The 22,388-nt window shown below is 70.8% G+C and carries 21 protein-coding genes; 12 read left to right on the forward strand and 9 right to left on the reverse strand.

What is annotated here, in order from left to right:
- Positions 1–32: 32 nt before the first annotated feature.
- The gene (locus OG302_RS12695; protein ID WP_371526896.1) at positions 33–1,277 is read right to left on the reverse strand and encodes a PotD/PotF family extracellular solute-binding protein; all 1,245 of its coding nucleotides are present in this window, start codon (positions 1,275–1,277) and stop codon (positions 33–35) included.
- 62 nt (positions 1,278–1,339) lie between these two features.
- On the reverse strand, positions 1,340–2,842 hold the full coding sequence (locus tag OG302_RS12700; RefSeq protein ID WP_371526897.1) for a gamma-aminobutyraldehyde dehydrogenase: 1,503 nt from the start codon (positions 2,840–2,842) through the stop codon (positions 1,340–1,342).
- A gap of 176 nt (positions 2,843–3,018) precedes the next feature.
- Between OG302_RS12700 and OG302_RS12705 the strand changes: the two genes are divergently transcribed.
- Positions 3,019–3,600: an NADAR family protein gene (locus OG302_RS12705; protein ID WP_371526898.1), complete on the forward strand. Its 582-nt coding sequence runs from the start codon at positions 3,019–3,021 to the stop codon at positions 3,598–3,600.
- Positions 3,601–4,144: 544 nt separating this feature from the next.
- Here the strand turns inward: OG302_RS12705 and OG302_RS12710 are convergent.
- On the reverse strand, positions 4,145–4,504 hold the full coding sequence (locus OG302_RS12710; protein WP_371526899.1) for a DUF4190 domain-containing protein: 360 nt from the start codon (positions 4,502–4,504) through the stop codon (positions 4,145–4,147).
- A 622-nt stretch (positions 4,505–5,126) separates the two neighbouring features.
- On the opposite strand from OG302_RS12710, the gene OG302_RS12715 reads away from it, so the two are divergent.
- Genes OG302_RS12715 through OG302_RS12725 form a run of 3 tightly spaced genes read left to right on the forward strand, consistent with a single transcriptional unit; the run spans position 5,127 to position 7,101 of the window.
- Positions 5,127–6,185 carry an adenosine deaminase gene (locus OG302_RS12715; protein WP_371526900.1) on the forward strand — a complete coding sequence of 353 codons (1,059 nt, stop codon included), beginning with the start codon at positions 5,127–5,129 and terminating at the stop codon, positions 6,183–6,185.
- 20 nt (positions 6,186–6,205) lie between these two features.
- Entirely contained in the window at positions 6,206–6,904 is a 699-nt protein-coding gene (locus tag OG302_RS12720) for a glycerophosphodiester phosphodiesterase (protein ID WP_371526901.1), read from the forward strand.
- Positions 6,905–6,933: 29 nt separating this feature from the next.
- Entirely contained in the window at positions 6,934–7,101 is a 168-nt protein-coding gene (locus OG302_RS12725; RefSeq protein ID WP_371526902.1) for a hypothetical protein, read from the forward strand.
- Positions 7,102–7,162: 61 nt separating this feature from the next.
- On the opposite strand, the gene OG302_RS12730 is transcribed toward OG302_RS12725, so the two are convergent.
- Positions 7,163–7,837, reverse strand: a complete 675-nt coding sequence (locus OG302_RS12730) for an NADPH-dependent F420 reductase (RefSeq protein ID WP_371526903.1) — start codon at positions 7,835–7,837, stop codon at positions 7,163–7,165.
- 193 nt (positions 7,838–8,030) lie between these two features.
- Here OG302_RS12730 and OG302_RS12735 point away from each other — a divergent pair, with 193 nt between their 5' ends.
- The gene (locus OG302_RS12735) at positions 8,031–8,369 is read left to right on the forward strand and encodes a winged helix-turn-helix transcriptional regulator (RefSeq protein WP_371750103.1); all 339 of its coding nucleotides are present in this window, start codon (positions 8,031–8,033) and stop codon (positions 8,367–8,369) included.
- Positions 8,370–8,521: 152 nt separating this feature from the next.
- Positions 8,522–9,721, forward strand: a complete 1,200-nt coding sequence (locus tag OG302_RS12740) for a serine hydrolase domain-containing protein (RefSeq protein WP_371526904.1) — start codon at positions 8,522–8,524, stop codon at positions 9,719–9,721.
- On the opposite strand, the gene OG302_RS12745 is transcribed toward OG302_RS12740, so the two are convergent.
- Together OG302_RS12745 and OG302_RS12750 are read right to left on the reverse strand one after the other, a co-directional pair.
- Positions 9,708–10,382, reverse strand: coding sequence for a class F sortase (locus OG302_RS12745; protein ID WP_371526905.1), 675 nt, complete (start codon positions 10,380–10,382; stop codon positions 9,708–9,710). The genes OG302_RS12740 and OG302_RS12745 overlap by 14 nt on opposite strands.
- Positions 10,379–11,188 carry a hypothetical protein gene (locus OG302_RS12750; RefSeq protein ID WP_371526906.1) on the reverse strand — a complete coding sequence of 270 codons (810 nt, stop codon included), beginning with the start codon at positions 11,186–11,188 and terminating at the stop codon, positions 10,379–10,381. The genes OG302_RS12745 and OG302_RS12750 overlap by 4 nt, the downstream gene beginning before the upstream one ends.
- A gap of 118 nt (positions 11,189–11,306) precedes the next feature.
- Here OG302_RS12750 and OG302_RS12755 point away from each other — a divergent pair, with 118 nt between their 5' ends.
- Complete coding sequence (locus tag OG302_RS12755) at positions 11,307–11,768, forward strand: hypothetical protein (protein ID WP_371526907.1); 462 nt, start codon at positions 11,307–11,309, stop codon at positions 11,766–11,768.
- A gap of 28 nt (positions 11,769–11,796) precedes the next feature.
- Positions 11,797–12,270, forward strand: coding sequence for a hypothetical protein (locus OG302_RS12760; protein WP_371526908.1), 474 nt, complete (start codon positions 11,797–11,799; stop codon positions 12,268–12,270).
- Between the two features lie 20 nt (positions 12,271–12,290).
- On the opposite strand, the gene OG302_RS12765 is transcribed toward OG302_RS12760, so the two are convergent.
- From OG302_RS12765 to OG302_RS12775, 3 genes are all read right to left on the reverse strand, one after another.
- Positions 12,291–13,481, reverse strand: coding sequence for a spermidine/putrescine ABC transporter substrate-binding protein (locus OG302_RS12765; protein WP_371526909.1), 1,191 nt, complete (start codon positions 13,479–13,481; stop codon positions 12,291–12,293).
- Between the two features lie 132 nt (positions 13,482–13,613).
- On the reverse strand, positions 13,614–16,241 hold the full coding sequence (locus OG302_RS12770) for an MXAN_6230/SCO0854 family RING domain-containing protein (protein WP_371526910.1): 2,628 nt from the start codon (positions 16,239–16,241) through the stop codon (positions 13,614–13,616).
- A gap of 211 nt (positions 16,242–16,452) precedes the next feature.
- Entirely contained in the window at positions 16,453–17,892 is a 1,440-nt protein-coding gene (locus OG302_RS12775; RefSeq protein ID WP_371526911.1) for a gamma-aminobutyraldehyde dehydrogenase, read from the reverse strand.
- Positions 17,893–18,053: 161 nt separating this feature from the next.
- On the opposite strand from OG302_RS12775, the gene OG302_RS12780 reads away from it, so the two are divergent.
- The 4 genes from OG302_RS12780 to OG302_RS12795 all read left to right on the forward strand — a co-directional run bounded on the left by OG302_RS12780 (position 18,054) and on the right by OG302_RS12795 (position 22,277).
- A complete protein-coding gene (locus OG302_RS12780) occupies positions 18,054–18,566 on the forward strand; it encodes an Lrp/AsnC family transcriptional regulator (RefSeq protein ID WP_249592806.1) in 513 nt (170 codons plus the stop codon).
- Positions 18,551–19,930: an aspartate aminotransferase family protein gene (locus OG302_RS12785; RefSeq protein ID WP_371526912.1), complete on the forward strand. Its 1,380-nt coding sequence runs from the start codon at positions 18,551–18,553 to the stop codon at positions 19,928–19,930. Before OG302_RS12780 ends, OG302_RS12785 begins: the two co-directional genes overlap by 16 nt.
- 236 nt (positions 19,931–20,166) lie before the next feature.
- A complete protein-coding gene (locus tag OG302_RS12790) occupies positions 20,167–21,069 on the forward strand; it encodes an ABC transporter ATP-binding protein (protein WP_371526913.1) in 903 nt (300 codons plus the stop codon).
- A complete protein-coding gene (locus OG302_RS12795; protein WP_371526914.1) occupies positions 21,051–22,277 on the forward strand; it encodes a hypothetical protein in 1,227 nt (408 codons plus the stop codon). The genes OG302_RS12790 and OG302_RS12795 overlap by 19 nt, the downstream gene beginning before the upstream one ends.
- Positions 22,278–22,388: the final 111 nt, after the last annotated feature.

Raw genomic sequence — 22,388 nt, forward strand, 5'->3', positions numbered from 1 at the left:
GGGGCTACGGGGACTACAGAGGCACGTGGCCGTCAGGCACCGGTCAGCTTGGCGAACTTCTCCTCGTACGCCGTCTCTTCCTTCGGCGTCAGCGAGCGGAACCCGTGCGACTTCGCGGCCATCTCCTTGTCCGGGAGGATCAGCGGGTTGTCCGCGGCGTCCTTGTCGAGCTTCGCCAGCGCGGGCCGCACCCCGTCCACGGGGCAGACGTAGTTGATGTACGCGGCGAGGCGCGCGGCGGGCTCGGGCTCGTAGTAGTAGTCGATGAGCCGCTCGGCGTTGGCCTTGTGGCGCGCCTTGTTCGGGACGAGCAGGTTGTCCGTGGACGTGATGTAGCCCTGGTCCGGGATGTGGAAGTCGATGTCCGGGTTGTCGGCCTTCAGCTGGACGATGTCGCCGGCCCAGGCCAGACACGCGGCGAGGTCGCCCTTGTCGAGGTCCGAGGTGTAGTCGTTGCCCGTGAAGCGGCGGATCTGCTTCTTGTCGACGGCCTTCTGCAGGCGGGCGATGGCCGCGTCGAAGTCGTCGTCGGTGAACTTCGAGGGGTCCTTGCCCATGTCGATGAGCGTCATGCCGACGCTGTCGCGCATCTCGGAGAGGAAGCCGACACGCCCCTTGAGCTTGGGGTTGTCCAGGAGCTGCGACACGGAGGTGATCTCTTCGCCGTCGGTCGCCTTCTTGTTGTACGCGATGACGGTGGAGATGCCGGTCCAGGGATACGAGTAGGACCGCCCGGGGTCCCAGTCCGGGTTGCGGAACTGGGCGGCCAGGTTCGTGTACGCGTGCGGCAGGTTGGCCGGGTCCAGTTTCTGGACCCAGCCGAAGCGGATGAGCCGGGCCGCCAGCCAGTCCGTGACGCAGATGAGGTCGCGTCCGGTGTCCTGGCCCGCCGCGAGCTGCGGCTTGATCTTCCCGAAGAACTCGACGTTGTCGTTGATGTCCTCGGTGTACTTGACCTTGATCCCGGTGCGCTTCGTGAACGCGTCCAGGGTGGGGCGCCGCTCTTTGTCGTCGACGTCCATGTACTCGGTCCAGTTGGAGAAGGTGATCTGCTTCTCCTTGGCCGAGTGGTCCTCGGACGAGACGTCGCCCTGGCCCTTGCTCGCGGCCGGGATCCCGCAGGCGCTGAGCGCCCCGAGACCGCCGACGGCGAACGCGCCGCTCGCCGAGGCCCGCAGCATGGACCGGCGGGTGAGGGAGGCCCTGCCGTTCCTGAGGCTGCGGTGCATGGCGGCCAGTTGGGCCGGGGAGAGGCGGTTGGGCTCGTACTGCTCCATGCGCTTGGTTGCCCTTTCGGGAGGATGGGCGGCCGCTGGTCGGACGGCCTTCCAGCTGTCGGCTATCGGTCCCCGAAGATCGTGCGGTGCCAGTCCTTGCGGACGACCGCGGTGTTGTCGAACATGACGTGCTTGATCTGCGTGTATTCCTCGAAGGAGTAGGCGGACATGTCCTTGCCGTAGCCGGATGCCTTGTATCCGCCGTGCGGCATCTCGCTCAGGATCGGGATGTGGTCGTTGACCCACACGCAGCCGGCCTTGATCTCGCGCGTCGCCCGGTTGGCGCGGAACACGTCACGGCTCCAGGCGGAGGCGGCAAGTCCGTACGGGGTGTCGTTCGCGAGCCTGATCCCCTCCTCGTCGGAGTCGAAGGGCAGCACGACAAGAACAGGCCCGAAGACCTCGGACTGCACGATCTCGCTGTCCTGCGCGGCATCGGCGATGAGGGTCGGCTTGTAGAAGGCACCGGGGTGGTCGAGTGCCTCGCCGCCGGTGACCACGCGCGCGTAGGAGCGTGCCCGGTCGACGAAACCGGCGACGCGGTCACGGTGGACGTGCGAGATGAGCGGCCCGAGGTCGGTGTCCTCGGCGAAGGGATCACCGAGCCGGACACTCTCCATGAGCTCGGCGACCCCTTCCACGAAGGCGTCGTAGAGCGGCCGTTGCACGTACGCGCGCGTGGCGGCAGTGCAGTCCTGGCCGGTGTTGATGAGCGCACCGGCGACCGCGCCGTGCACGGCGGCTTCGAGGTCGGCGTCGTCGAAGACGACGAAGGGCGCCTTGCCGCCGAGCTCCAGGTGCAGCCGCTTCACGGTGGCGGTGGCGATCTCGGCGACGCGCTTGCCGACGCCGGTGGACCCGGTGAACGAGGTCATGGCGACGTCGGGGTGGCCCACGAGCCGCTCGCCCGCGTCGCGCCCGGCCCCGCTGATGATGTTGACGACACCGTCGGGGATGCCCGCCTCGGTGGCGGCCTGCGCGAAGAGGAGCGAGGTGAAGGGGGTGAGCTCGGCGGGCTTCAGGACGATCGTGTTGCCCGCGGCGATGGCGGGAAGCACCTTCCAGGCGGCCATCTGGAGGGGGTAGTTCCAGGGCGCGATGGACCCGACGACACCGATGGGCTCACGCCGTACGTACGAGGTGTGGTCACCGGAGTACTCACCGGCCGACTGCCCTTGGAGGTGCCGGGCCGCTCCCGCGAAGAAGGCGGCATTGTCGACAGTCCCGGGTACGTCGAACTCCCGGCTGAGCTTGATGGGCTTGCCGCACTGGAGCGACTCGGCCTGCGCGAACTCCTCCGCGCGCTCGGCCAGTACACCGGCGAAACGGTGCATGGCGTCGGAGCGCTCGCCGGGGGTCGCGCCCGCCCACTCGGGGAAGGCGTGCGCGGCGGCGGCCACCGCGGCGTCGACGTCCTTCTCGCCCGCGAGTTCGTACCGGTGCACCTCGTCACCGGTGGCCGGGTCGACGACGGCGTGGGAGCGCCCTGAGGTGCCCTTGGTCAGCCGTCCCGCGATGTACTGCGCGCCTTCCGCGAAGTGGTCCTGCGCCTGGAAGTTGTGCATGACGCTCTCCTCCGCCGTCGCCCCCGTCCCAGGGGGTCGGCGTAGCTCCAGATCGATTTGAGTGCCGATCCTGACAGAGCAGTGGTACTCCAACAAGTGATTCCGTTGTTGCCTTTTGGTTACGCGACGGAATCTGTCGACCAGGTGTCGAGTCCTCCTGGAAAACCCAGGACGGAATGTCAGTGGTGCGTGCCAGACTCGCGTGCATGACGAAGATCGACTCGGTGGACGCGCTGGTCGGGGCCGTGCGGTCCGGCGAGCGAGTGAAGTATCTGCACTTCTGGGGCCACCGTCCACGGCAGGACGGAACGCTCGGTCCGAGCTGCCTGAGCCAGTGGTGGCCGTCGCCGTTCACCGTGGACGGGGTGGAGTACGGGACGGCCGAGCACTGGATGATGGCCGCCAAGGCGCGCCTCTTCTCCGACGCGGAGGCCGAGACCGCGGTCCTTGCCGCGCGTACGCCCGCCGAGGCGAAGAACGCGGGGCGCTCGGTGCGGGGCTTCGACGAGGCGACGTGGGAGCGGGAGCGCTTCGGGATCGTGGTCGAGGGCAGCGTGCACAAGTTCGGGTCGACCGAAGCCCTGCGTTCGTTCCTGCTCGGCACGGGGTCACGGGTGCTGGTGGAGGCGAGCCCCCTGGACCGCATCTGGGGCATAGGCCTGCCGGCCGACGACGAGCGGGCCCAGGACCCGGAGAAGTGGCGGGGACCGAACCTGCTGGGCTTCGCCCTGATGGGGGCACGGGAGAGGCTTCGCTGAAGGGGGCCGGGGGGCCTTGGCTGCCGGGGGCGGCTTCGCTGCCGCGGGGGCGGTCCCTCTGCCGGGGGCTTCGCTGCCGCGGGGGCTTCGCTGCCGCGGGGGCTGCGTTGCTGAGGCGGGGCGGTCTCCCTGGCGGGGCAGCTTCGCTGGCGCGGAGGTGGTTGCCCTGGCGTGGGAGCGGCCTCCCCGGCTGGTCGGCCCTCCGCCCTGAACCGCCGCTTCGCGGCGGATTCTTTCCCGCCCACCCGCCCGATCACCCCGCATCGGGTGAGTTCCTTCGCCCACCCTTCACCGCAGGGCAAACGGGTGGGTGGGCGGAGAAAGATCCACCGCGAAGCGGCGGTACTGAAGGCGCCGGGAAGCGGCGGTGCCGAAGGTCCCGCGTGGCCGCGGCGCCGGGCGCCCGAGGCGGCGGGCACTGCAGGCACCCCGAAACGGCAGCGCTGGGGCGCCCGAGGCGGCAGCACTGGGCGCGGAAGCGGCAGCGCTGCGGGCCCCCCGAAGCGGTAGCGCTGGAGGCGCCCCCGCCAGGCACCGCAGGGGATCAGGAGCGGGCGGCGGCCTGCGTCGTCGAGTGGCCGGGGGCACCCGAAGCCCCGTCCTCCTCGAACGCATCGTCCGGCACCACGATCAGCACCACCAGCAGCGCCACCCCCAGGACGATGCCCGCGATCCCGCAGATGATCCCGGCCAGCGCCTGCCCGGGATTCGTCGCCTCACCGCGCCGCGCCCTGCCCCGCCCGATCGCCCCGAAGATGATCGCGAGAATGCCGAGCACGATCGCCAGGGGCCACAGACAGAAGACGGCGGCCGAGATGATCCCGAGGACGAGGGCGGTCACGCCCATCCCGTTGGCGGGCGCCATCGGCATCGCGGACCAGCCGTACCCGGGAGGACCCTGCACCTGCCCGCCCTGCGGCCCCGGGTAGCCGGGATAGCCGTACGGCCCGGGAGCGCCTTGGTGAGCCTGGTGGCCTTGGTGGCCTTGGTGGGCCGGAAACCCGGGATAGCCGTAAGGCACCTGCCCAGGCCCCTCCGGCCCCATCGGGGGCGGCGGCACAGGCTCCCCAGCGCCCAAGCCGGCGCCAGCACCCGCACCCGCACCCGGCTGAGGCGGCGCAAAAGGCCCCAACTGCCCCGAACCCATCGTCGACTGATCATGCGCGGACGGCGCAGACGGCGCGGACCACCCTCCGGGCTGCCCCACAGGCCCCGCATCCTCCGGCGGCGCCCAAGGATCCCGCTTCTCCAGCGGCACCGGCCCCGGCCCGCGCCCAGCCCCCGAAGCTCCGGACCCCCCGGGCCCCCCGGAACCGCCCGCCGAGGACACCCCCGGCGCCGCTTCCTCTTCCGGCGGAGCCCAAGGGTCCCGCCCCTCGGGCGCATCGGAACCCTGGGACATGCCGCGTCACCTCTTTCGTACGTTCCGTCATGCTACGGCCACCGCTCACGCCCGAAGGCACGCCACTTACGATGATCCCCGACCCACCGATCAGCCGATCAATTCCGTTCCTGGGGAGGAAACCGTGACCGATCCGCGTACAGCAGGCCAGCAGCACGACCCACATGCCTTCATCGCAGGACTGCCGAAGGCGGAACTGCATGTGCACCACGTCGGCTCGGCATCCCCCCGCATCGTCTCGGCCCTCTCCGCTCGTCACCCCGACTCCAAGGTGCCCACGGACGTAGAGGCCCTCGCCGACTTCTTCACGTTCACGGACTTCGCGCACTTCGTTCAGGTGTACCTCTCGGTCGTGGACCTGGTCCGCACCCCCGACGACGTACGCCTGCTCACGTTCGAGATCGCCCGTGACATGGCCCGGCAGAACATCCGCTACGCCGAGCTGACCGTCACCCCCTACAGCTCCGTGCGCCGCGGCATCGACGACCGCGCCTTCATGGACGCCATAGAGGACGCCCGCAAGGCGGCCGAGGACGAGCTCGGTGTCGTACTGCGCTGGTGCTTCGACATCCCGGGCGAGGCGGGGCTCGAAGCCGCCGAGGAGACGGTCCGGCTCGCGACCACCGACAAGCTGCGCCCCGAGGGCCTGGTCTCCTTCGGGCTCGGCGGGCCCGAGATCGGCGTGCCGCGACCGCAGTTCAAGCCGTACTTCGACCGCGCGATCGCCGCCGGCCTGCACTCCGTCCCGCACGCGGGCGAGACCACGGGCCCGCAGACGATCTGGGACGCCCTCACCGACCTGCGCGCCGAGCGCATCGGACACGGCACCAGCGCCGCCCAGGACCCCGCGCTCCTCGCCCACCTCGCCGAGCACCGCATCCCGCTCGAGGTCTGCCCGACGTCGAACATCGCGACGCGCGCCGTCGCGACCCTCGACGAGCACCCGATCAAGCAGTTCGTCACCGCCGGGGTCCCGGTCACCATCAACTCCGACGACCCGCCCATGTTCGGCACCGACCTCAACAACGAGTACGCGGTCGCCGCCCGCCTCCTCGACCTCGACGAGCGCGGCATCGCGGACCTGGCGAAGAACGCCGTCGAGGCGTCGTTCCTCGACCCGGCGGGCAAGGCGAAGATCGTCGCGGAGATCGACACGTACACGCAGACCTGGCTCGCCCCCTAGCACGGCACCACAATGGGCCCATGCGCACCGTGACAGCCGTGGCCCATCGAGGCGATCCCTACCGCGTCCGCGAGAACACCGTCCCCTCCCTGCGCTCCGCGCTCGACCGGGGCGCGGACGCGGTGGAGATCGACGTCCGTCTCAGCCGTGACGGCGTGCCCGTCCTGCTGCACGACGCGTCCCTCAAACGGCTGTGGGAACTCGACCGCCCTCTGTCCGCGCTCTCCGTGGACGAGTTGCGCGGCCTCACCGAGGACGGCGTACCCACCCTGGAAGAAGCCGTCGCGGCGACCGAGGGCCACCGGCTCATGGTGGATCTGCCGGGTGCGACCCCCGAGTCCGTCCGCACCGTCGTCGGCGCCATCGCCGACTGCGGGGCGGCCGAGCGCACGTACTACTGCGCGGGCGCCCGGACGATGCTGGCGGTGCGGGCCGCCGATCCCGCCGCCGAGATCGCTCTGACCTGGACGTCCCTCGCCCCGCCCCGCGCCGGTGTGCTCGACGCGATCAGGCCCCGCTGGCTCAACTACCGCTTCTCGCTCCTGAACCACGATCTCGTCGGCCGGGTACAGCACGAGGGGCTGCTCGTCTCGGCCTGGACGCCGGACACGAAGCGCTCGATGCGCCGCCTCATCGACATCGGCGTCGACTCGATCACGACCAACCGCGTCGACACGCTGCACGCGCTGCGCGGAGTGTCCAACAGCACACTCTCGTAGCCGGGCGGTCACTCAACTAGCTTGTGGGCATGGGGAACAGAGACGACGACAGGCGGGACGAACCGCTCTTCGTGTACGAGCGTGACGCGCGGGGCCATCGGAGCCACCGGCTCAATCCACGGCATCCGGCGGGATTCATGCTGACCATCGCGCTGGTGGTCGGCATCGTTCTCGTCCTTCTTCTCATGGCGACGTGAGGCTTCTCATGGCGCCGTGAGGGCTGCCGGTCACGCTTCTCATGGCGACGAGGGCTGCCCGTCATGGCCGGGGCGACGTGAGGCCCGACCGCCGAGGGTCGCCGGCCGCGAAGGCCAGCGGTGGCGCGATGGCCTGCGCGTCCGCCCCCTCCCGCACCCACAGCGCGATGAACAGCGCCGCCGTCGCCTCGACCAGGCCGGCCCGCTCCAGACCGCCCGCGGTGACCGGCGTGCAGCCGACGTCCTTCACCAGCTCCCGTACGAGATCCAGGGCCCCCGCGTCGTCCCCGCAGACCGGGACCGCGAGCGGCCGGCCGTCGAAGACCGGCGGGTCCATCCGCCATACGTCCTCGTGGCAGAGGTTGAACGCCTTGACGACGTGGGCTCCGGGCGCCGCGTCGGCGAGCCGCCGCGCGGCGGACGGGCCCCCCTCGGTGAGGAGGACGAAGCCCGGCCCCACGGGATTGGAGCAGTCGATCAACGCCCGCCCACGCAGGGCGGCTTCAAGTCCGCTCACCACATCCACGCCCGCCTCGTAGGGCAGGGCGAGCAGCACCACGTCCCCGGACTCGGCCGCCGCGCGGGGCGTTCCATGCCCCGCCGCGCCCATGCGGGCGGCGAGCGCCGCCGCCCGGCTCTCGTCCCGTCCGCCGATCACCACCTCGTGCCCCGCGCGCACCCAGTGGGTGCCGAGCGCGTCCGCCATGTTGCCCGTGCCGATGACGCCGATCCGCATGGCTGTCCCCTCTCGCGTCCTCGTGCCCCGGACTTCCGGGGCACGCCTGGGAACGACAGTAGGAAAGCGCTCAGGCACCATTCGGTACGTGACGCACACGACTAAGACGACGCAGACGACGAATGCGGTGAGCGCGGCGAGCACAACGAACACGGCGAACGCGGCGAACGCGGCGAACACGGCGGACGACGGGCTGCTCGCCGACTGCCGGGCCCGGCTCGCCTTCGATCTGCTCGCCAACACCTGGAACGCCGTGACGCTCTGGGCCCTGCGGCACGGACCGCGCCGCCCGGGTGAACTGCGCGGCCGGATCGGCGGCATCAGCCCCAAGATCCTCACCGAGACCCTGCGCCGCCTGGAGTACAGCGGCCTGGTCGCACGGCAGTCGTACGCGGAGTCGCCGCCCCGCGTCGAGTACGAACTCACCGCCCTGGGGCGTACGTTGCTCGACCCGATCGAGGCCTTCGGCGCGTGGGCGTTCGACCACGGCGACGAGGTGATGGCGGCGCAGGAGCGCGCGGACGCCCCTTAGGGGACTACCCCGGCAACCCCCCTGACGGGTGCGGGAGTTGCCCCTCAGAGAACACCGGGGCCCACCCCTCCCCAGTGAGGATCCACGGCACCCGCGCGATCAACAGGATGGGAATCACCAGCACCCCGCCGCGCCCACCCTGGAGTCACACCGTGCAGTTCCGCGCCCGTACCGCCCTCGCCGCAACCCTCGTCCTCGGCCTGACCGGCGCCGCGACGGCCCCGGCCCTCGCGCACGCCCCGGCCGCTCAGCACGCCACCGAGAATCCCGCACCCGACGGAAAGCCCAACAGCAAGGCCCTGCGCGAGGCGATCAAGGGGCTCCCGAACGCCGACGCGACCGCCGCCCTGGTCCGCGTGGGCGGCCCGGACGGAACCTGGCGCGGGAGTTCCGGCGTACACGACCTGGTCACGGGGCGGAAGGCCGACCCTCACGGGCGCTTCCGCGCCGGGTCCATCACCAAGATCGTGACCGCGGCCGTGGCGCTGCAACTGGCCGCCGAGGGCGAGCTGGACCTCGACAAGCCGGTGCAGCACTACATGCCGGACCTGTTCCCGAAGCAGAAGCAGAAGCAGGGACCGGGACAGAAGCCGAAGTTCAAGCCCATCCCCGTCCGCAGCCTCCTCAACTACACCAGCGGCCTGCGGTCGGGCGACGGCTTCGACGACGAATACGCTCACCGCTACGACACGTTGGACTACCGCAAGGTCGTCGCGTCGGCCATCTCCAAGGGCCCCGAGCACGCCCCCGGCGACGAGCAGCACTACCGCAACATCGGCTACACCGTGCTCGGCATGCTGATCGAGAAGGTCACCGGCGACACGTACGCCCACCAGGCCGCCCAGCGGGTCTTCAAGCCCCTGCGCATGCGCGACACGTACTTTCCCGGCGCCGACCCGCGCATCCACGGCCCGCACAACCGCGGCTACCAGAGCATGAAGCAGCCGGACGGCAGCACGCGGCTCGTCGACGTCACCGAGTGGAACCAGTCGGACCGGTTCGCGGCGGGCGACATGATCTCCTCCACCACCGATCTGGAGGTCTTCACGCAGGCGCTGTTCGGCGGAGAGGTCGTGCCCCGGGCCCAGTTGAAGGAGATGTTCACGATGCCCGAGCTCGCCCCGGGCGTCCCCGACGCCGTCTTCGGTGCGGGGCTCCAGCGGATGGAACTCGACGACGACACGGTGGTCTGGCTCAAGACCGGCTCCCGCTACGGCTACTCGAACATGATCGCCTCCACCGAGAACGGCTCTCGGAGCCTCGCCTACTCGGTCAACGCGACGGACGCCAAGGGCACGGGCATGAACCCGGTGGCCGAGCGGATCGCGCTGGCCGCGCTCAGCCAGGGCTGACCCCCGTCATGCTCGCGAACACCGTGACGTTGTTGGGGTAGTAGTGCCGGTCCGCGTCGAAATCGCCGCCGCAGGTGATGAGGCGCAGCCCCGCGTGGTCGATGTTCTTGTAGACCTCCAGGGTCGGGAATTCCTTCTTCGGGTATTCCTCGATCCTGTCCACCGTGAAGGTGGCCGTCTTCCCGTCCTCGCGGGTCACCTCGACGGTGTCCCCGGCCTTCATCGTCTTCAGCCCCTTGAAGACCGCGTCCGCGCCGTTCCAGGTCACGTGTCCGGCGATCACCGCCGGGCCCCGCGAGCCGGGCGTGGGGCCCGGTTCGTACCAGCCCGCCAGATCGGGGTCCTTGGGCGTCGTCATCGCCCCGTCCCCGCCCTGACCCAGCGGCTCCAACGCGCTCGACACCCCGAGGGAGGGGATGGCGACCCGCGTCGGAACCGACCGGTCCAGGGCCGCGGGGTCCGCCTTGCCCGATCCCGTCGACGGCGTGGGGGCGTCCGCCGTGCCGTCCCGCGCCGCGCTCTGGCGTGGGGCGGCAGGCGAGGCGGCCGGGCCGTCCTGGCCCGCGCAGGCGGTGAGCATCAGAGCGGCCGCGACGGCGGCGACCACGACGGCGGAGGCGCGCCGGACCCCGGTCCACATGCGCCAGGCCGAGCGGCTCACGCGGCGTCACCGTTCCGTACGGCCACGGCGGTGGTCTCCCTGCGTCGCCGCCTGAGAACCAGCACGCCGGCGGCCATCGCCGCAGCGGCCCCCGCGGCCCCGGTCACCACGCCGGAGGAGTTACGGCCCTCTCCCCCGCCCCCGGTCTCCACCCCACCGACGGGGACGGACCCGACCGCCGCGCCCTTGACCACACCGCAGTTGGTCGGGGCGGTGGCCTCCTGGGGAAGCTTCGGGTCGAGTTCGCTCTTGCCGGCGCCCTCGAAGTCGTACTTGCCGTTGTCGTTGCGATCGACGCCGTGCTGCACGATGTGCAGGTCCTTGATGTGCTCGACCACGTCCTGCCCCACGGTGATGGTCCGCTTGTAGGAGACCTTGCCCTGCGCGTCGGCCACCGGCATCCGGTCCACGGCGAGCCCGCTGCCCGCGTCGGTACCCCCTGATTCCGTGAGCGAGATATTGATGTCGCCGTAGTGGACGGTGGCCTCGGTGTTGTCGAGGATGCCGTCACCGTTGGTGTCGTCACCGCCGTCCGGGCACTGGAAGTCGTGCCCGTCGGTGGACCCGTGCAGGTGCTGCGCCGACGGCTGTCCCGGCACCATGCCCTCGGACTTGATCCACACGGTCAGCGCGTTGCCACGCAGGCTCAGAAGGGCCGTTCCCGAGGAACCGGAGTCGTTCAGCTGCGCCAGGTCGATCTGGTAGGCCGGGGGGTCCGCCGCGAACACCGGGGACGAGACGACCACGGTGAGGAGGGCGGCAGGCAGAGCGGCGAACGCCGCGAGAAGGCCGATTTGCTTGTGCATCACGTTCGTTCCTTATCCGCGGCATCCGAACGGGAGGGCCGCACGCACCAGGCAGTTACCTATGAAACGGAACGGGTCTCGTGGGTGTTCAAATGGAGCACGGGGAAGAGAGGCATGCGTGGTGACAGCCGGGTGGGACTGGGAGAGCGGCGAGGGGCTGCTGGGTGTCGACGACCCCGCCGAGTGGGACGCGGCCCACGAACGCGGCGCGCCGCATCTCGGTACGGCGGTGATCGGACTGGCCTTCAACTGCCCGCTGGCGGAGGCCTCGCCCCGCATCCTCCGGGCGATGCGGCTGCCCGATCGTGGCCAGCGCGGCTTCGCGTTCACGGCGGCGGGCACCGCGGCCCGGATCAACGGCGAACTCACCCCGGAGCTGTACGCTGCGCTGCGCGCCGAGGGCCATCGCGGCCTCGCCGAGACCGCCGTCGACGACACCCTGGACCACGTGCCGTTCCGGCAGCTGCCGCTGTGGTTCAAGTGGCGGAAGGTCGCGTCGAAGGTGCAGGACAAGCTGAAGACGTGGTGGTCGGAGGCGTCGTACGCGATCGAGGACGCCCGGAAGGCCCATCGCCGGTGAAGGCGCCTTGGACGGAAGGTGAGCTGCCATGACCCCCGGGTGGAACTGGGAGGGCGACGAGAGCCTGCTGTGCTTCGACGACCTCGCCGCATGGGACGCTGCGTACGAGAGCGGCAGAATCCGGCCGCTGGGCTCCGCGGCGATCGGGCTGGCCTTCAACTGCACGCTGGCCGAGGCGTCGCCGCGGATCATCAGGGCGATGGACTTCCGGGACGCGGCCGAACGCGGATTCGCCTTCACCGCGGCGGGCACAGCGGCCAGGCTGCACGGGGAGCTCACCCCGCAGCTGTACGCCGCGCTGCGCGCCGAGGGCCCCGGCGGCTTCGCCGACGACGCCATCAGGGACACCCTGACCTTCGTGCCGTACCGGCAGCTTCCGCCGTGGTTCAAGTGGCAGATGGTGCGGATGACCGTCACGGACAAGCTGGAGTACTGGGGAATGCTCTGCCAGGACGGGGCCGACGCCGTCCGCAAGGCCTTGCGCCGCCGCCGGGACTCCTGAACAGCGGAGGGGGCGGATGACTAGAGCCCCGCGATCGCGTTCCAGCGCTTCGCGAAATCCGTGCGTTCCTCCGACGTGATGTCCCGTGCTATCGCGAGCCGTTTGCGCATGGCGTCGTCCGGGAAGATCAGCGGGTCCTCGGCCAGGGCCGCGAGGTCATTGTCCTTGGAGGAGGCGAGGACGTCACGAGCCGCGGGGACCGGACAGACGTAGTTGACCCAGGCGGCCAGCTCGGCGGCGACCTCCGGCTCGTAGTAGTAGTCGATGAGCCGTTCCGCGTTCTGCTTGTGGCGGGCCAGGTTCGGGATCATCAGCGACTCCGCCCAGAGTTCCGCCCCCTCCTCGGGAACGACGAACTCGATGTCCGGGTCGTCCGCCTGGAGCTGGATGACATCACCGCTGTAGGCCTGGCAGGCCAGGACGTCGCCGCTGGAGAGGTCCTTGATGTAGTCGTTGCCCGTGAAGCGGCGTATGTGCTTCGAGGCGACCAGCTTCTCCACCCGGTCGCACACCCGGTCGAAGTCGGCGGCCTTCCACTTCGTGATGTCGACCCCGTCGCCCTGCATCAGCAGCGCGAACGACTCGTCGAGCCCGGACAGCAGCGTGATCCGGCCCTTGAGATCGTCGGCCCACAGGTCGGACACCTGCTTGATCTCCCGGCCCAGCCTGCGCTTGTTGTACGCGATGCCGGTGATGCCCGACTGCCAGGGAACCGTGTGCTTGCGGCCCGGGTCGAAGTGCGGCGAACGCAACAGCGGGTCCAGGTACTTGGTGACGTTCGGCTGCCGGGTCCTGTCCATCTCCTGGACCCAGCCCAGGCGCACGAAGCGCGCGCACATCCAGTCGCTGATGACGATGAGGTCGCGGCCGGTCTCCTGGTGGTTCATCAGGGACGGGCTGACCTTGCCGAAGAACTCGTCGTTGTCGTTGATCTCCTCCGTGTAGCGGACGTCGATGCCGGTCCGCTTCTCGAAGGCGTCGAGCGAGGGCCGCTTCGTCGAGTCATCGTCGTCGGTGTCGATGTACAGCGGCCAGTTCGCGAAGGTCAGCGACTTGTCCCGGCGCGAACGGTCCCCGGCGGCACGCTCACCGGGCCCGATGTACGCGGCGGGCACGCCGCAGCCCGCGAGCGTGCTGACGGCCGCCCCGCCGCCGATGGCACGCAGCAGGGACCGGCGGGAGACTGAGGAGGCACTGGGGTTCGCTCGCACCCCGGCAGCATGCGCCTGCGTGTCACGTACAGGCAATGGACGCTGCGTCGAGCCGAGCGGTCGGGACGCGACACCCTGTCGATCGCCCGCCCAAGTAGCGGACGGCGGCCGTGGCCGTCCGGCCACGGCCGCTCACACCGGCGCCAGCCACCCCGCCAGGTCCCCTGCGGTGATCCGCTCCAGCGGCGAGGCGTCGACGGGGCCCGGGTAGAGGCGGTACACCGTGCCCGACGTGGCCCCGGCCGTACCCTCCAACTCCCCGTGCAGGAGGGCCAGTAGAGCGCGGCGGCCCGCCAGCTCCGGCTCCGCGCGCAGCTCGTCCGGCTCCCAGCCGTCGCGGACCCGCAGCGCGAAGTCGGCGCGCGGCTCGTCCTCGGCCCGGCGGTAGCCCCACAGGACGTGGCCACGGCCGCGCACGTACACCGGGCCGTCGGTGCGCGCCGCCGCCGTCCAGCAGGCGAGGTCCCACAGGGTGGCCCGGCCGCGCGGCTGGAAGGTGTCGAGCAGGTCGTTGCCCATGCGGCCCAGCTGCTTGCGGTAGCGCCACACGTCGTGGTTCCCGTCGCCCGTGGCGAGGGTGACGTCGGCCCACCAGGCCTGCCGCGTGCGCAGGTCGACGATCATCGGCACGCGCAGCGCCGCGTCCCCCGCGAGGTCGAAGCGCTGCCGGACCGTGCGCGGGTCGTACGCCGCCCGCTTCGTGCCCTGGACCGCCATGAACCCCGCGAAGGAGTCCGGGAGTTCGTCGAAGGGCACGTTGTTGTACGAGAGGACCGCGGGCACCACGAAGCGCACCCCCGCGTTGGCGAGGCGCGGCAGGTCCAGGTCCAGGTACTCGGTGGCCCCGTGCGGGGCGGGCGCCGACGTCAGGTCGCCGGAGTGCCGTGCGGCGCCGCCCGCGTACGTGAGGTGCGTGTAGTCGCACAGGCCGATGAAGCGCCACAGGTCGTCGTAGAGCGCGACGGACAGGTCGAGGTCGACGCGCACGCCCTTGGGCTGCATCCAGTGCAGGAAGAGCCGCACGGTCTCGCTGTCCGCGGGCATGGGCAGCGAGCTGCCGCGCGGCACCGCGACCAGCGAGGCCGCCGACGCGCGCTCGGCGAACGGCACCGGCAGGTCGGCGAGCGAGGCGTCGAGGACGGCCACGTCGTACCGCTCGCCCTCCTCCGCCCGCTCGCCCTGCCCCGCGGCGAGCCGCCGCACCGCCTCCGCCTCGATCAGCTCACCGGCACGCCCCGCCACCCGGGGCGGCAGCGGCGGCCGGTCGTCGTCGACCGCGTACGCCCGGGTGATGCGCCCGCGCGGGAAGAAGACGCGGCGGTGCCCCGGCACGGCACGGACCTTCATGCGGCCGTACGCACCGAGCAGCGGTCCGGGAGCGGTGTGCGGCAGGGCGTCCGCGAGCGCCTCGCCCACCGCGTCCGGCAGGGTCTCGGCGCCCGACCGGGCGAGCAACAGGTCGAGGCGGCGCAGGAGTTCACCGGGTCGCTCGCGCAGCAGCCCGGCCGCGGCCGTGGTGTCCCAGCGGCCGATGGCCTCTTCGACGCGCCCCTGCCAGGTGGAGATCCGCAGCCGGTCGCCCTCGATACGGACGTCCTCGTGGCGTGCGGCCTCGGCGAGCAGCACCTCGGAGAGCGCGGTGTCGCCGACGCGGGTCCCGCGCAGGACGGCGAAGGCGAGCGCCACGCGCGCGTGCCGGTGTGCCTGCTCGAAGGGGTGCAGGATTTCCCCGACCCGCTTCCAGGCGCGCGGGTTGCGGGCCATGTCCTCGGCGAGGCGGCGCAGGTCGAATCCGTCGAGCAGGGCGAGGAGTTCACGGCGGGCGGGACGTGGGAGCCCGCGCAGCCGCGGCGGTGCGAGCAGGTCGGGGTCGCCCCCGGACCGTACGACGAGGATGCGCAGCACGTCGGTCGCGGTGTCCGCGTACCGCCCGACGAGCGCGCGCACGTCCGGCACGTCCACGTCGAGCAGCGGCGCGAGGGCGAGCGCCTTGCTCTCGCGCAGGGGGATGGCGGCCGGAAGCCAGTCGGCGGCGTCGGCCGGGTCCAGGTGTCCCAGGAGCAGCACCAGGTCGTCGTGGTCCTGGGGGTTCAGGGGCGTACGGCGGGCGAGCAGGGCGGCGAGTTCGGCGGCGGCGTCGCCCGGCGCGGCCAGGGTCAGCGCGCGCAGGATCTGGCCGCCGTCACCGCCGAGTCCTGCACCGGTGTCGAGCCAGGGGTCGGTGGGCCCGTCCGTCTCGTAGCGGTTCTCGCAGACCGGGCAGGCGTACCAGACGCAGCACAGGTCGCAGCAGCCCGTGTCCAGTTCCTTGCGGTGGCAGTCGTCGCACAGCAGGTGCGCGCAGGGCGCGAGCGCACGCACGCGTGCCTTGGTGCCCGCGCAGTTCATGCAGGGCTGGTGGGGCTGGGCGGCGAGGTGTTCGACGATGAGGGCGGTGTAGCGGTCGTACGCGGGCTGGTACGGGATGTCCTCGGGGAAGCGCTGGAACAGCGGGGCGTGCTGGCGGTCGGAGCCCATCAGCGCGTCGACGTCGGCGATCAGCTTCGTGCCGGTCGCGGCGAGGTCGGGGACGGAGAGCGCGGTGAGCGCGCGGCGCAGCGGAACCGTCAACAGGTGCCCGCGGTCGGCGAGTTCGGCCTCAAGGACGACCACGCCGGCATCGGCCTCGGCGGCCCGTCCGACAGCAGGCTCGGCGGGAACGCGCACGCTCTGCCGGCGGCGCAGCAGCAGCGCGGCGAGGTCGTCGGCCGTCGTCATCATCAGGTCCCACCCCCGTAGGTACGGAAAAGCGGGGACGGGGAGTGGGTGCGCTACGGATCTTTTGCAGAGATGAGTAAGAAGGAAGCACACCACGGAGCCGCCCCCGCGTACACAACGGTACGCGGGGGCGGAAAGGGCGTCACACGATTAATGCCGGGGTGCCCGGCCACCCCCGGGGTGCCCGGCGGCGGGCAACCCCGGCGTACGTGAACTAGTCCTCGATGGACGTCATCACGTGCTTGATGCGCGTGTAGTCGTCGAACCCGTAGGCCGAGAGGTCCTTGCCGTAGCCGGACTTCTTGAAGCCGCCGTGCGGCATCTCCGCGACCAGCGGGATGTGCGTGTTGATCCAGACGCAGCCGAAGTCGAGGACCTTGGACATGCGCATGGCGCGCGAGTGGTTCTGCGTCCAGACCGAGGAGGCCAGGGCATAGTCCACGCCGTTCGCGTACGAGACGGCCTGCGCCTCGTCCGTGAAGGACTGGACGGTGATGACCGGGCCGAAGACCTCGTTCTGGATGATCTCGTCGTCCTGCTTGAGGCCGGAGACGACGGTCGGGGCGTAGAAGAAGCCCTTCTCGCCGACCCGCTGGCCGCCCGCCTCGACCTTGGCGTGCGCCGGAAGGCGGTCGATGAAGCCGGAGACCTGCTTGAGCTGGTTGGCGTTGTTGAGCGGGCCGAAGAGCACGTCCTCGTCGTCCGGCTGACCGGTCTTCGTGTCGGCCGCGGCCTTGGCGAGCGCGGTCACGAACTCGTCGTGGATGGACTCGTGGACGAGCACGCGCGTGGCGGCCGTACAGTCCTGGCCCGCGTTGAAGAAGCCCGCCACGGAGATGTCCTCGACGGCCTTGGCGATGTTCGCGTCCTCGAAGACGACGACCGGGGCCTTGCCGCCCAGCTCCAGGTGGACCCGCTTGAGATCCTTGGACGCGGACTCGGCGACCTGCATGCCGGCGCGCACGGAGCCGGTGATGGAGGCCATCGCCGGGGTGTGGTGCTCGACCATCGCGCGGCCCGTGTCACGGTCGCCGCAGACGACGTTGAAGACGCCCTTGGGGACGATGGAGCCGATGATCTCGGCCATCAGGACGGTCGACGCGGGGGTCGTGTCCGAGGGCTTGAGGACGACGGTGTTGCCCGCGGCGAGCGCCGGGGCGAACTTCCATACGCCCATCATCATCGGGTAGTTCCAGGGCGCGACCTGCGCGCAGACGCCGATCGGCTCGCGGCGGATGATGGAGGTCAGACCCTCCATGTACTCGCCGGCGGCGCGGCCTTCGAGCATCCGGGCCGCACCCGCGAAGAAGCGGATCTGGTCGACCATGGGCGGGATTTCCTCGGACCGCGTGAGCCCGGTCGGCTTGCCCGTGTTCTCGACCTCGGCCGCGATGAGCTCCTCGGCGCGCTCCTCGAAGGCGTCGGCGATCTTCAGCAGGGCCTTCTGGCGCTCGGCGGGCGTCAGGTCACGCCAGGCGGGGAACGCGGCGGCGGCCGCCTCCATGGCGGCGTCGACGTCGGCCTGCCCGGACAGGGGCGCGGTGGCGTAGGACTCGCCGTTGGCGGGGTTGACCACCTCGGTGGTCCGGCCGTCGGCGGCGTCCCGGAATTCTCCGTCGATGTAGTTACGCAGACGGCGCAGCTCGGTGGTCACTTCCGGCCCTCCAGTCAGATGTCCAGTGGATGAGACACCCACCCTAGTCGGTGTACCGACGCTTTCAACATACCCGGGGGCCCAGAGCTGCGAAATCCGTGACGATCGAAGCTCCAGACAACGAATTACATCGATCTGACCTTGCGGAACCGACGAGTCCTGTGCACCATGGGGTCGTGGCCAGTCGCAGCGCAGATTCCAGCAGTTCCCGACAAGGGAACGGTTCTTCGTCCATCGACGCCGTCTCCCTGGCGATCATCGAACAGCTTCAGGAGGACGGACGCCGTCCGTACGCCGCCATCGGCAAGGCCGTGGGCCTTTCCGAAGCGGCCGTGCGCCAGCGCGTCCAGAAGCTGCTCGACCAGGGCGTGATGCAGATCGTCGCCGTCACGGACCCGCTCACCGTGGGGTTCAGGCGGCAGGCGATGGTCGGCATCAACGTCGAGGGCGATCTGGATCCGGTCGCGGAGGCGCTGACGGCCATGGCCGAGTGTGAGTACGTGGTCATGACCGCGGGCTCCTTCGACCTGATGGTGGAGGTCGTCTGCGAGGACGACGACCACCTTCTCGAAGTGATCAACAAGCGCATCCGCGCCCTCCCCGGCGTGCGCTCCACCGAGAGCTTCGTCTACCTGAAGCTCAAGAAGCAGACCTATATGTGGGGAACCCGATAGCCGTGAGCAAGGACCTCAGCCAAACCGCGTACGACCACTTGTGGATGCACTTCACCCGCATGTCGGACTACGAGAACGCACCCGTGCCCACCATCGTGCGTGGCGAGGGCACCTACATCTACGACGACAAGGGCAAGAAGTACCTCGACGGCCTCTCCGGCCTGTTCGTGGTCAACGCCGGCCACGGTCGTCACGAGCTCGCCGAGACCGCGTACAAGCAGGCTCAGGAGCTGGCCTTCTTCCCGGTGTGGAGCTACGCCCACCCGAAGGCCGTCGAGCTGGCGGAACGTTTGGCCAACCACGCGCCCGGCGACCTCAACAAGGTCTTCTTCACCACCGGTGGCGGCGAGGCCGTCGAGACCGCGTGGAAGCTGGCGAAGCAGTACCACAAGCTCACCGGCAACCACACGAAGTACAAGGTCATCTCGCGCGCGGTCGCCTACCACGGCACCCCGCAGGGCGCCCTGTCCATCACCGGTCTGCCCGCGCTCAAGGCCCCCTTCGAGCCGCTCGTCCCGGGCGCGCACAAGGTGCCGAACACGAACATCTACCGCGCCCCGATCCACGGCGATGACCCCGAGGCCTTCGGCCGCTGGGCCGCCGACCAGATCGAGCAGGAGATCCTCTTCGAGGGTCCCGAGACGGTCGCCGCCGTGTTCCTGGAGCCGGTACAGAACGCGGGCGGCTGCTTCCCGCCCCCGCCCGGCTACTTCCAGCGCGTGCGCGAGATCTGCGACAAGTACGACGTGCTGCTCGTCTCGGACGAGGTCATCTGCGCCTTCGGCCGCCTGGGCACGATGTTCGCCTGTGACAAGTTCGACTACATCCCGGACATGATCACCTGCGCCAAGGGCATGACCTCGGGCTACTCCCCGATCGGCGCCTGCATCATCTCGGACAAGCTCGCCGAGCCGTTCTACAAGGGTGACAACACCTTCCTGCACGGCTACACCTTCGGCGGCCACCCGGTGTCGGCCGCGGTCGGTCTCGCCAACCTCGACATCTTCGAGAAGGAGGGTCTGAACCAGCACGTGCTCGACAACGAGGACGCGTTCTACCAGACCCTGCGCAAGCTGCACGACCTGCCGATCGTCGGCGACGTCCGCGGCAACGGCTTCTTCTACGGCATCGAGCTCGTGAAGGACAAGGCCACCAAGGAGACGTTCAACGACGAGGAGACCGAGCGCGTCCTGTACGGCTTCCTCTCCAAGGCGCTGTACGAGAACGGCCTGTACTGCCGCGCCGACGACCGTGGCGACCCGGTCGTACAGCTCGCCCCGCCGCTGATCTCCACCCAGGAGACCTTCGACGAGATCGAGGGCATCCTGCGCCACGTCCTCACGGAGGCGTGGACGAAGCTCTGATCCATGGAGGTCCGCGTGGATCCGCAGGGAAGCACGACGTCCCCCAGGGATCCATAGTGTGATCGAGTGATCAACACCGGCCCCGGGGGCGCCCGTTCGAGTGAGAACGGGCGCCCCCGGGCCGCGTCGTTTCCAGGCAGCGCGGCCTGGATCCCTAGCGTGCCCAGTGACCGATCGGCCCCGCCTTCGTTCCCCCGTACGGGGGAGGCAAACTGATCTGAACCGAGGTGTACGTGATGGTGGCCCCGCCGGACAACGACGTGCTGTGGGCACGCGCCCTCCACGTCACACACAACGGCTCGCCCGCGCTCACCGGCGTATCGCTCGGTGTCCGCGAGGGCGAGATCCTCGCCGTCACCGGCCCGCGTGGCAGCGGCAAGACGACTCTTCTGCGCTGCCTCTCCGGCCAGCTCCTGGCCCAGCAGGGCGAGGTCTGGTTCAACAGCACGCCGGTGCACACGATGGGGCCGGTGGTCCGCGAACGTCTCCGCCGCGACCGCTTCGGCTGGATCGACCCGGAGCCGCACCTCGTGCCCGAGCTCACGGCCTGGGAGAACGTCGCGATGCCGCTGATGCTGCGCGGCACGTCGCACAAGGTTTCCAAGAGCTCCGCCCAGGAGTGGCTCGACCGCCTCGACATCGGTGACTGCGCCCGCAAGCGGCCGCACGCGCTGCTCCAGGCCCAGCGCCAGCGCATCGCCATCGCCCGCTCCCTGGTCACGATGCCGTCCGTGATCTTCGCCGACGAGCCGACCGCGCCGCTGCACCGAGCCGACCGCGCACACGTCCTGCGCACGCTGACGACCGCGGCCCGCTCGCACGGCATCACGGTCGTCCTCGCCACGCACGACGCGGAGGTCGCCGCCCTCGCCGACCGGACGGTCACGCTGCTCGACGGGAGGCGCGTGAACACGGTGCACCTGCCGGGATCGGGCGGGCTCGCGGCTAGGGCCGGGGCCGAGGGCGGTGCGGGCAGTGCGGGCAGTGCGAGGGCCGAGGGCGGTGCGGAGGCCGAGGACGGTCCGGAGGCCGGGGATGGCGGGGGCGGCGGGGGTGGCGGGGGCAGCTCCGCTTCCGCTTCCGCCGAGGGCGATTCCGACGATGCGGAAGGCCGGGCCGCGTGCTCGCTCTCCGTCTAGCCCGCGGGGCTCACCCCCTGGTCCAGCTGCGCAGGCTGCTCGTCGCCGCGGCGTCGGCCGGCACCGGCTTCCTGCTGCTGTGCACGCTGGGGTACGCGATGGGGCACCCGGACGCGTCCGGCGGGGCCGTGCTGCGGCTCGCCTGGTGCGCCGCGCCGATCGCCGCCACCGTGTACTTCGCCGTCACCGTCGCGCGCACCGACCCGGCGACCAGGCCACGCTCCGGGCTCTCCGCGGTCGGGCTCGGTCCGGCCAGGCTCTCGGTGCTCGCCGCGATCTCCACGGCCGTGGCGTGCACGCTCGGCTCGATGGTCGCGCTCCTGTTCTTCCTGCACCTGCGCGGCGACCTGACGGGCCTGCCGTTCGACGGAGCATCGGCCGGACTGCTCGCCGCCGGGCAGCCGCTGCCCCTCGGCGCGGCGCTCACCCTGCTCGCCCTGGTCCCGCTGACCGCCACCGCGGCCAGCGCGGCCGTACTGCGTCCCAGGAGCGCCAAGCCGGGCGGCAAGTCCGGAGCAAAAGCCGGATCCAAGGCCGCCGCCGGGTCCGGAGCCGGGTCCGGTGCCGGGCAGGTGGAGCCGGCGGACCCGAACGCACCCACCGCCCCGCCCAGCGGGCTGCCCTGGGGGGTCGCGCTGCTCGCCGCGGGCCTCGCCGTCGAGACCTACGCGAGCCGCTCCCCCGGCGCCTCGAACCTGACGATGCCGGGCGGCCTGACCGGCAGCCCCGCGGGTGTGCTCGCCGGATGGGCGCTGACGGCGCTCGGCCTCGCCCTCGCGGGGCCCGGCCTCACGTATCTCTGCGGGCGGATCCTCCAAGCTGTCAGGCCCGGCGCGATGCGGCTGCTTGCCGGACGTGGGCTTCAGGAGGAGGCCCGGCGGATCGGGCGGCCGCTCGGGGTGCTCTGTGTGGTGGGCTCCGCGGCGTACGCGGCGCTCACGCTCTACTCCGGTGACCGGCCGGACATCGGCCCGCTGACCACGCTCGGCTCGCTGCTGGTGGCGGGCTGCGCGGTCCTCACCCTGGCCACGGCCGCGATCGAGGCCAAGCACGCGCGCTCGGACACCACATCGGCGCTGCTCCAGCTCGGGGCTCCGGCATCGATGCTGCGCGGCACCGCCGCACTGCGGGCAGGCACGCTCGCGGCCGTGTTCGGCCCGCTGACCTGGGTGGTCGCGCAGCTGGCGGCGCTTCCGCTGGCGGGCTGAGAGACCGCGCCCGGCACGAGGAGAGAGGCGGCCAGTGTCCCGGCGAGTTGAGGCGGAAAGAAAATCCGCGACGAGCGATGAGTTCCGCGTCGAACGTACGTCTACCCCTCC

It is taken from the genome of Streptomyces sp. NBC_01283 (genome assembly GCF_041435335.1).
In the GTDB taxonomy this organism is placed as follows: Bacteria; Actinomycetota; Actinomycetes; order Streptomycetales; family Streptomycetaceae; genus Streptomyces.

Coding starts and splice junctions, on each gene's coding strand:
- OG302_RS12770 (WP_371526910.1), bottom strand. CDS start 16,241: ATGATGACGACGGCCGACGACCTCGCCGCGCTGCTGCTGCGCCGCCGG.
- OG302_RS12790 (WP_371526913.1), top strand. CDS start 20,167: ATGGTGGCCCCGCCGGACAACGACGTGCTGTGGGCACGCGCCCTCCAC.
- OG302_RS12700 (WP_371526897.1), bottom strand. CDS start 2,842: ATGCACAACTTCCAGGCGCAGGACCACTTCGCGGAAGGCGCGCAGTAC.
- OG302_RS12695 (WP_371526896.1), bottom strand. CDS start 1,277: ATGGAGCAGTACGAGCCCAACCGCCTCTCCCCGGCCCAACTGGCCGCC.
- OG302_RS12750 (WP_371526906.1), bottom strand. CDS start 11,188: ATGCACAAGCAAATCGGCCTTCTCGCGGCGTTCGCCGCTCTGCCTGCC.
- OG302_RS12760 (WP_371526908.1), top strand. CDS start 11,797: ATGACCCCCGGGTGGAACTGGGAGGGCGACGAGAGCCTGCTGTGCTTC.
- OG302_RS12730 (WP_371526903.1), bottom strand. CDS start 7,837: ATGCGGATCGGCGTCATCGGCACGGGCAACATGGCGGACGCGCTCGGC.
- OG302_RS12720 (WP_371526901.1), top strand. CDS start 6,206: ATGCGCACCGTGACAGCCGTGGCCCATCGAGGCGATCCCTACCGCGTC.
- OG302_RS12705 (WP_371526898.1), top strand. CDS start 3,019: ATGTCAGTGGTGCGTGCCAGACTCGCGTGCATGACGAAGATCGACTCG.
- OG302_RS12725 (WP_371526902.1), top strand. CDS start 6,934: ATGGGGAACAGAGACGACGACAGGCGGGACGAACCGCTCTTCGTGTAC.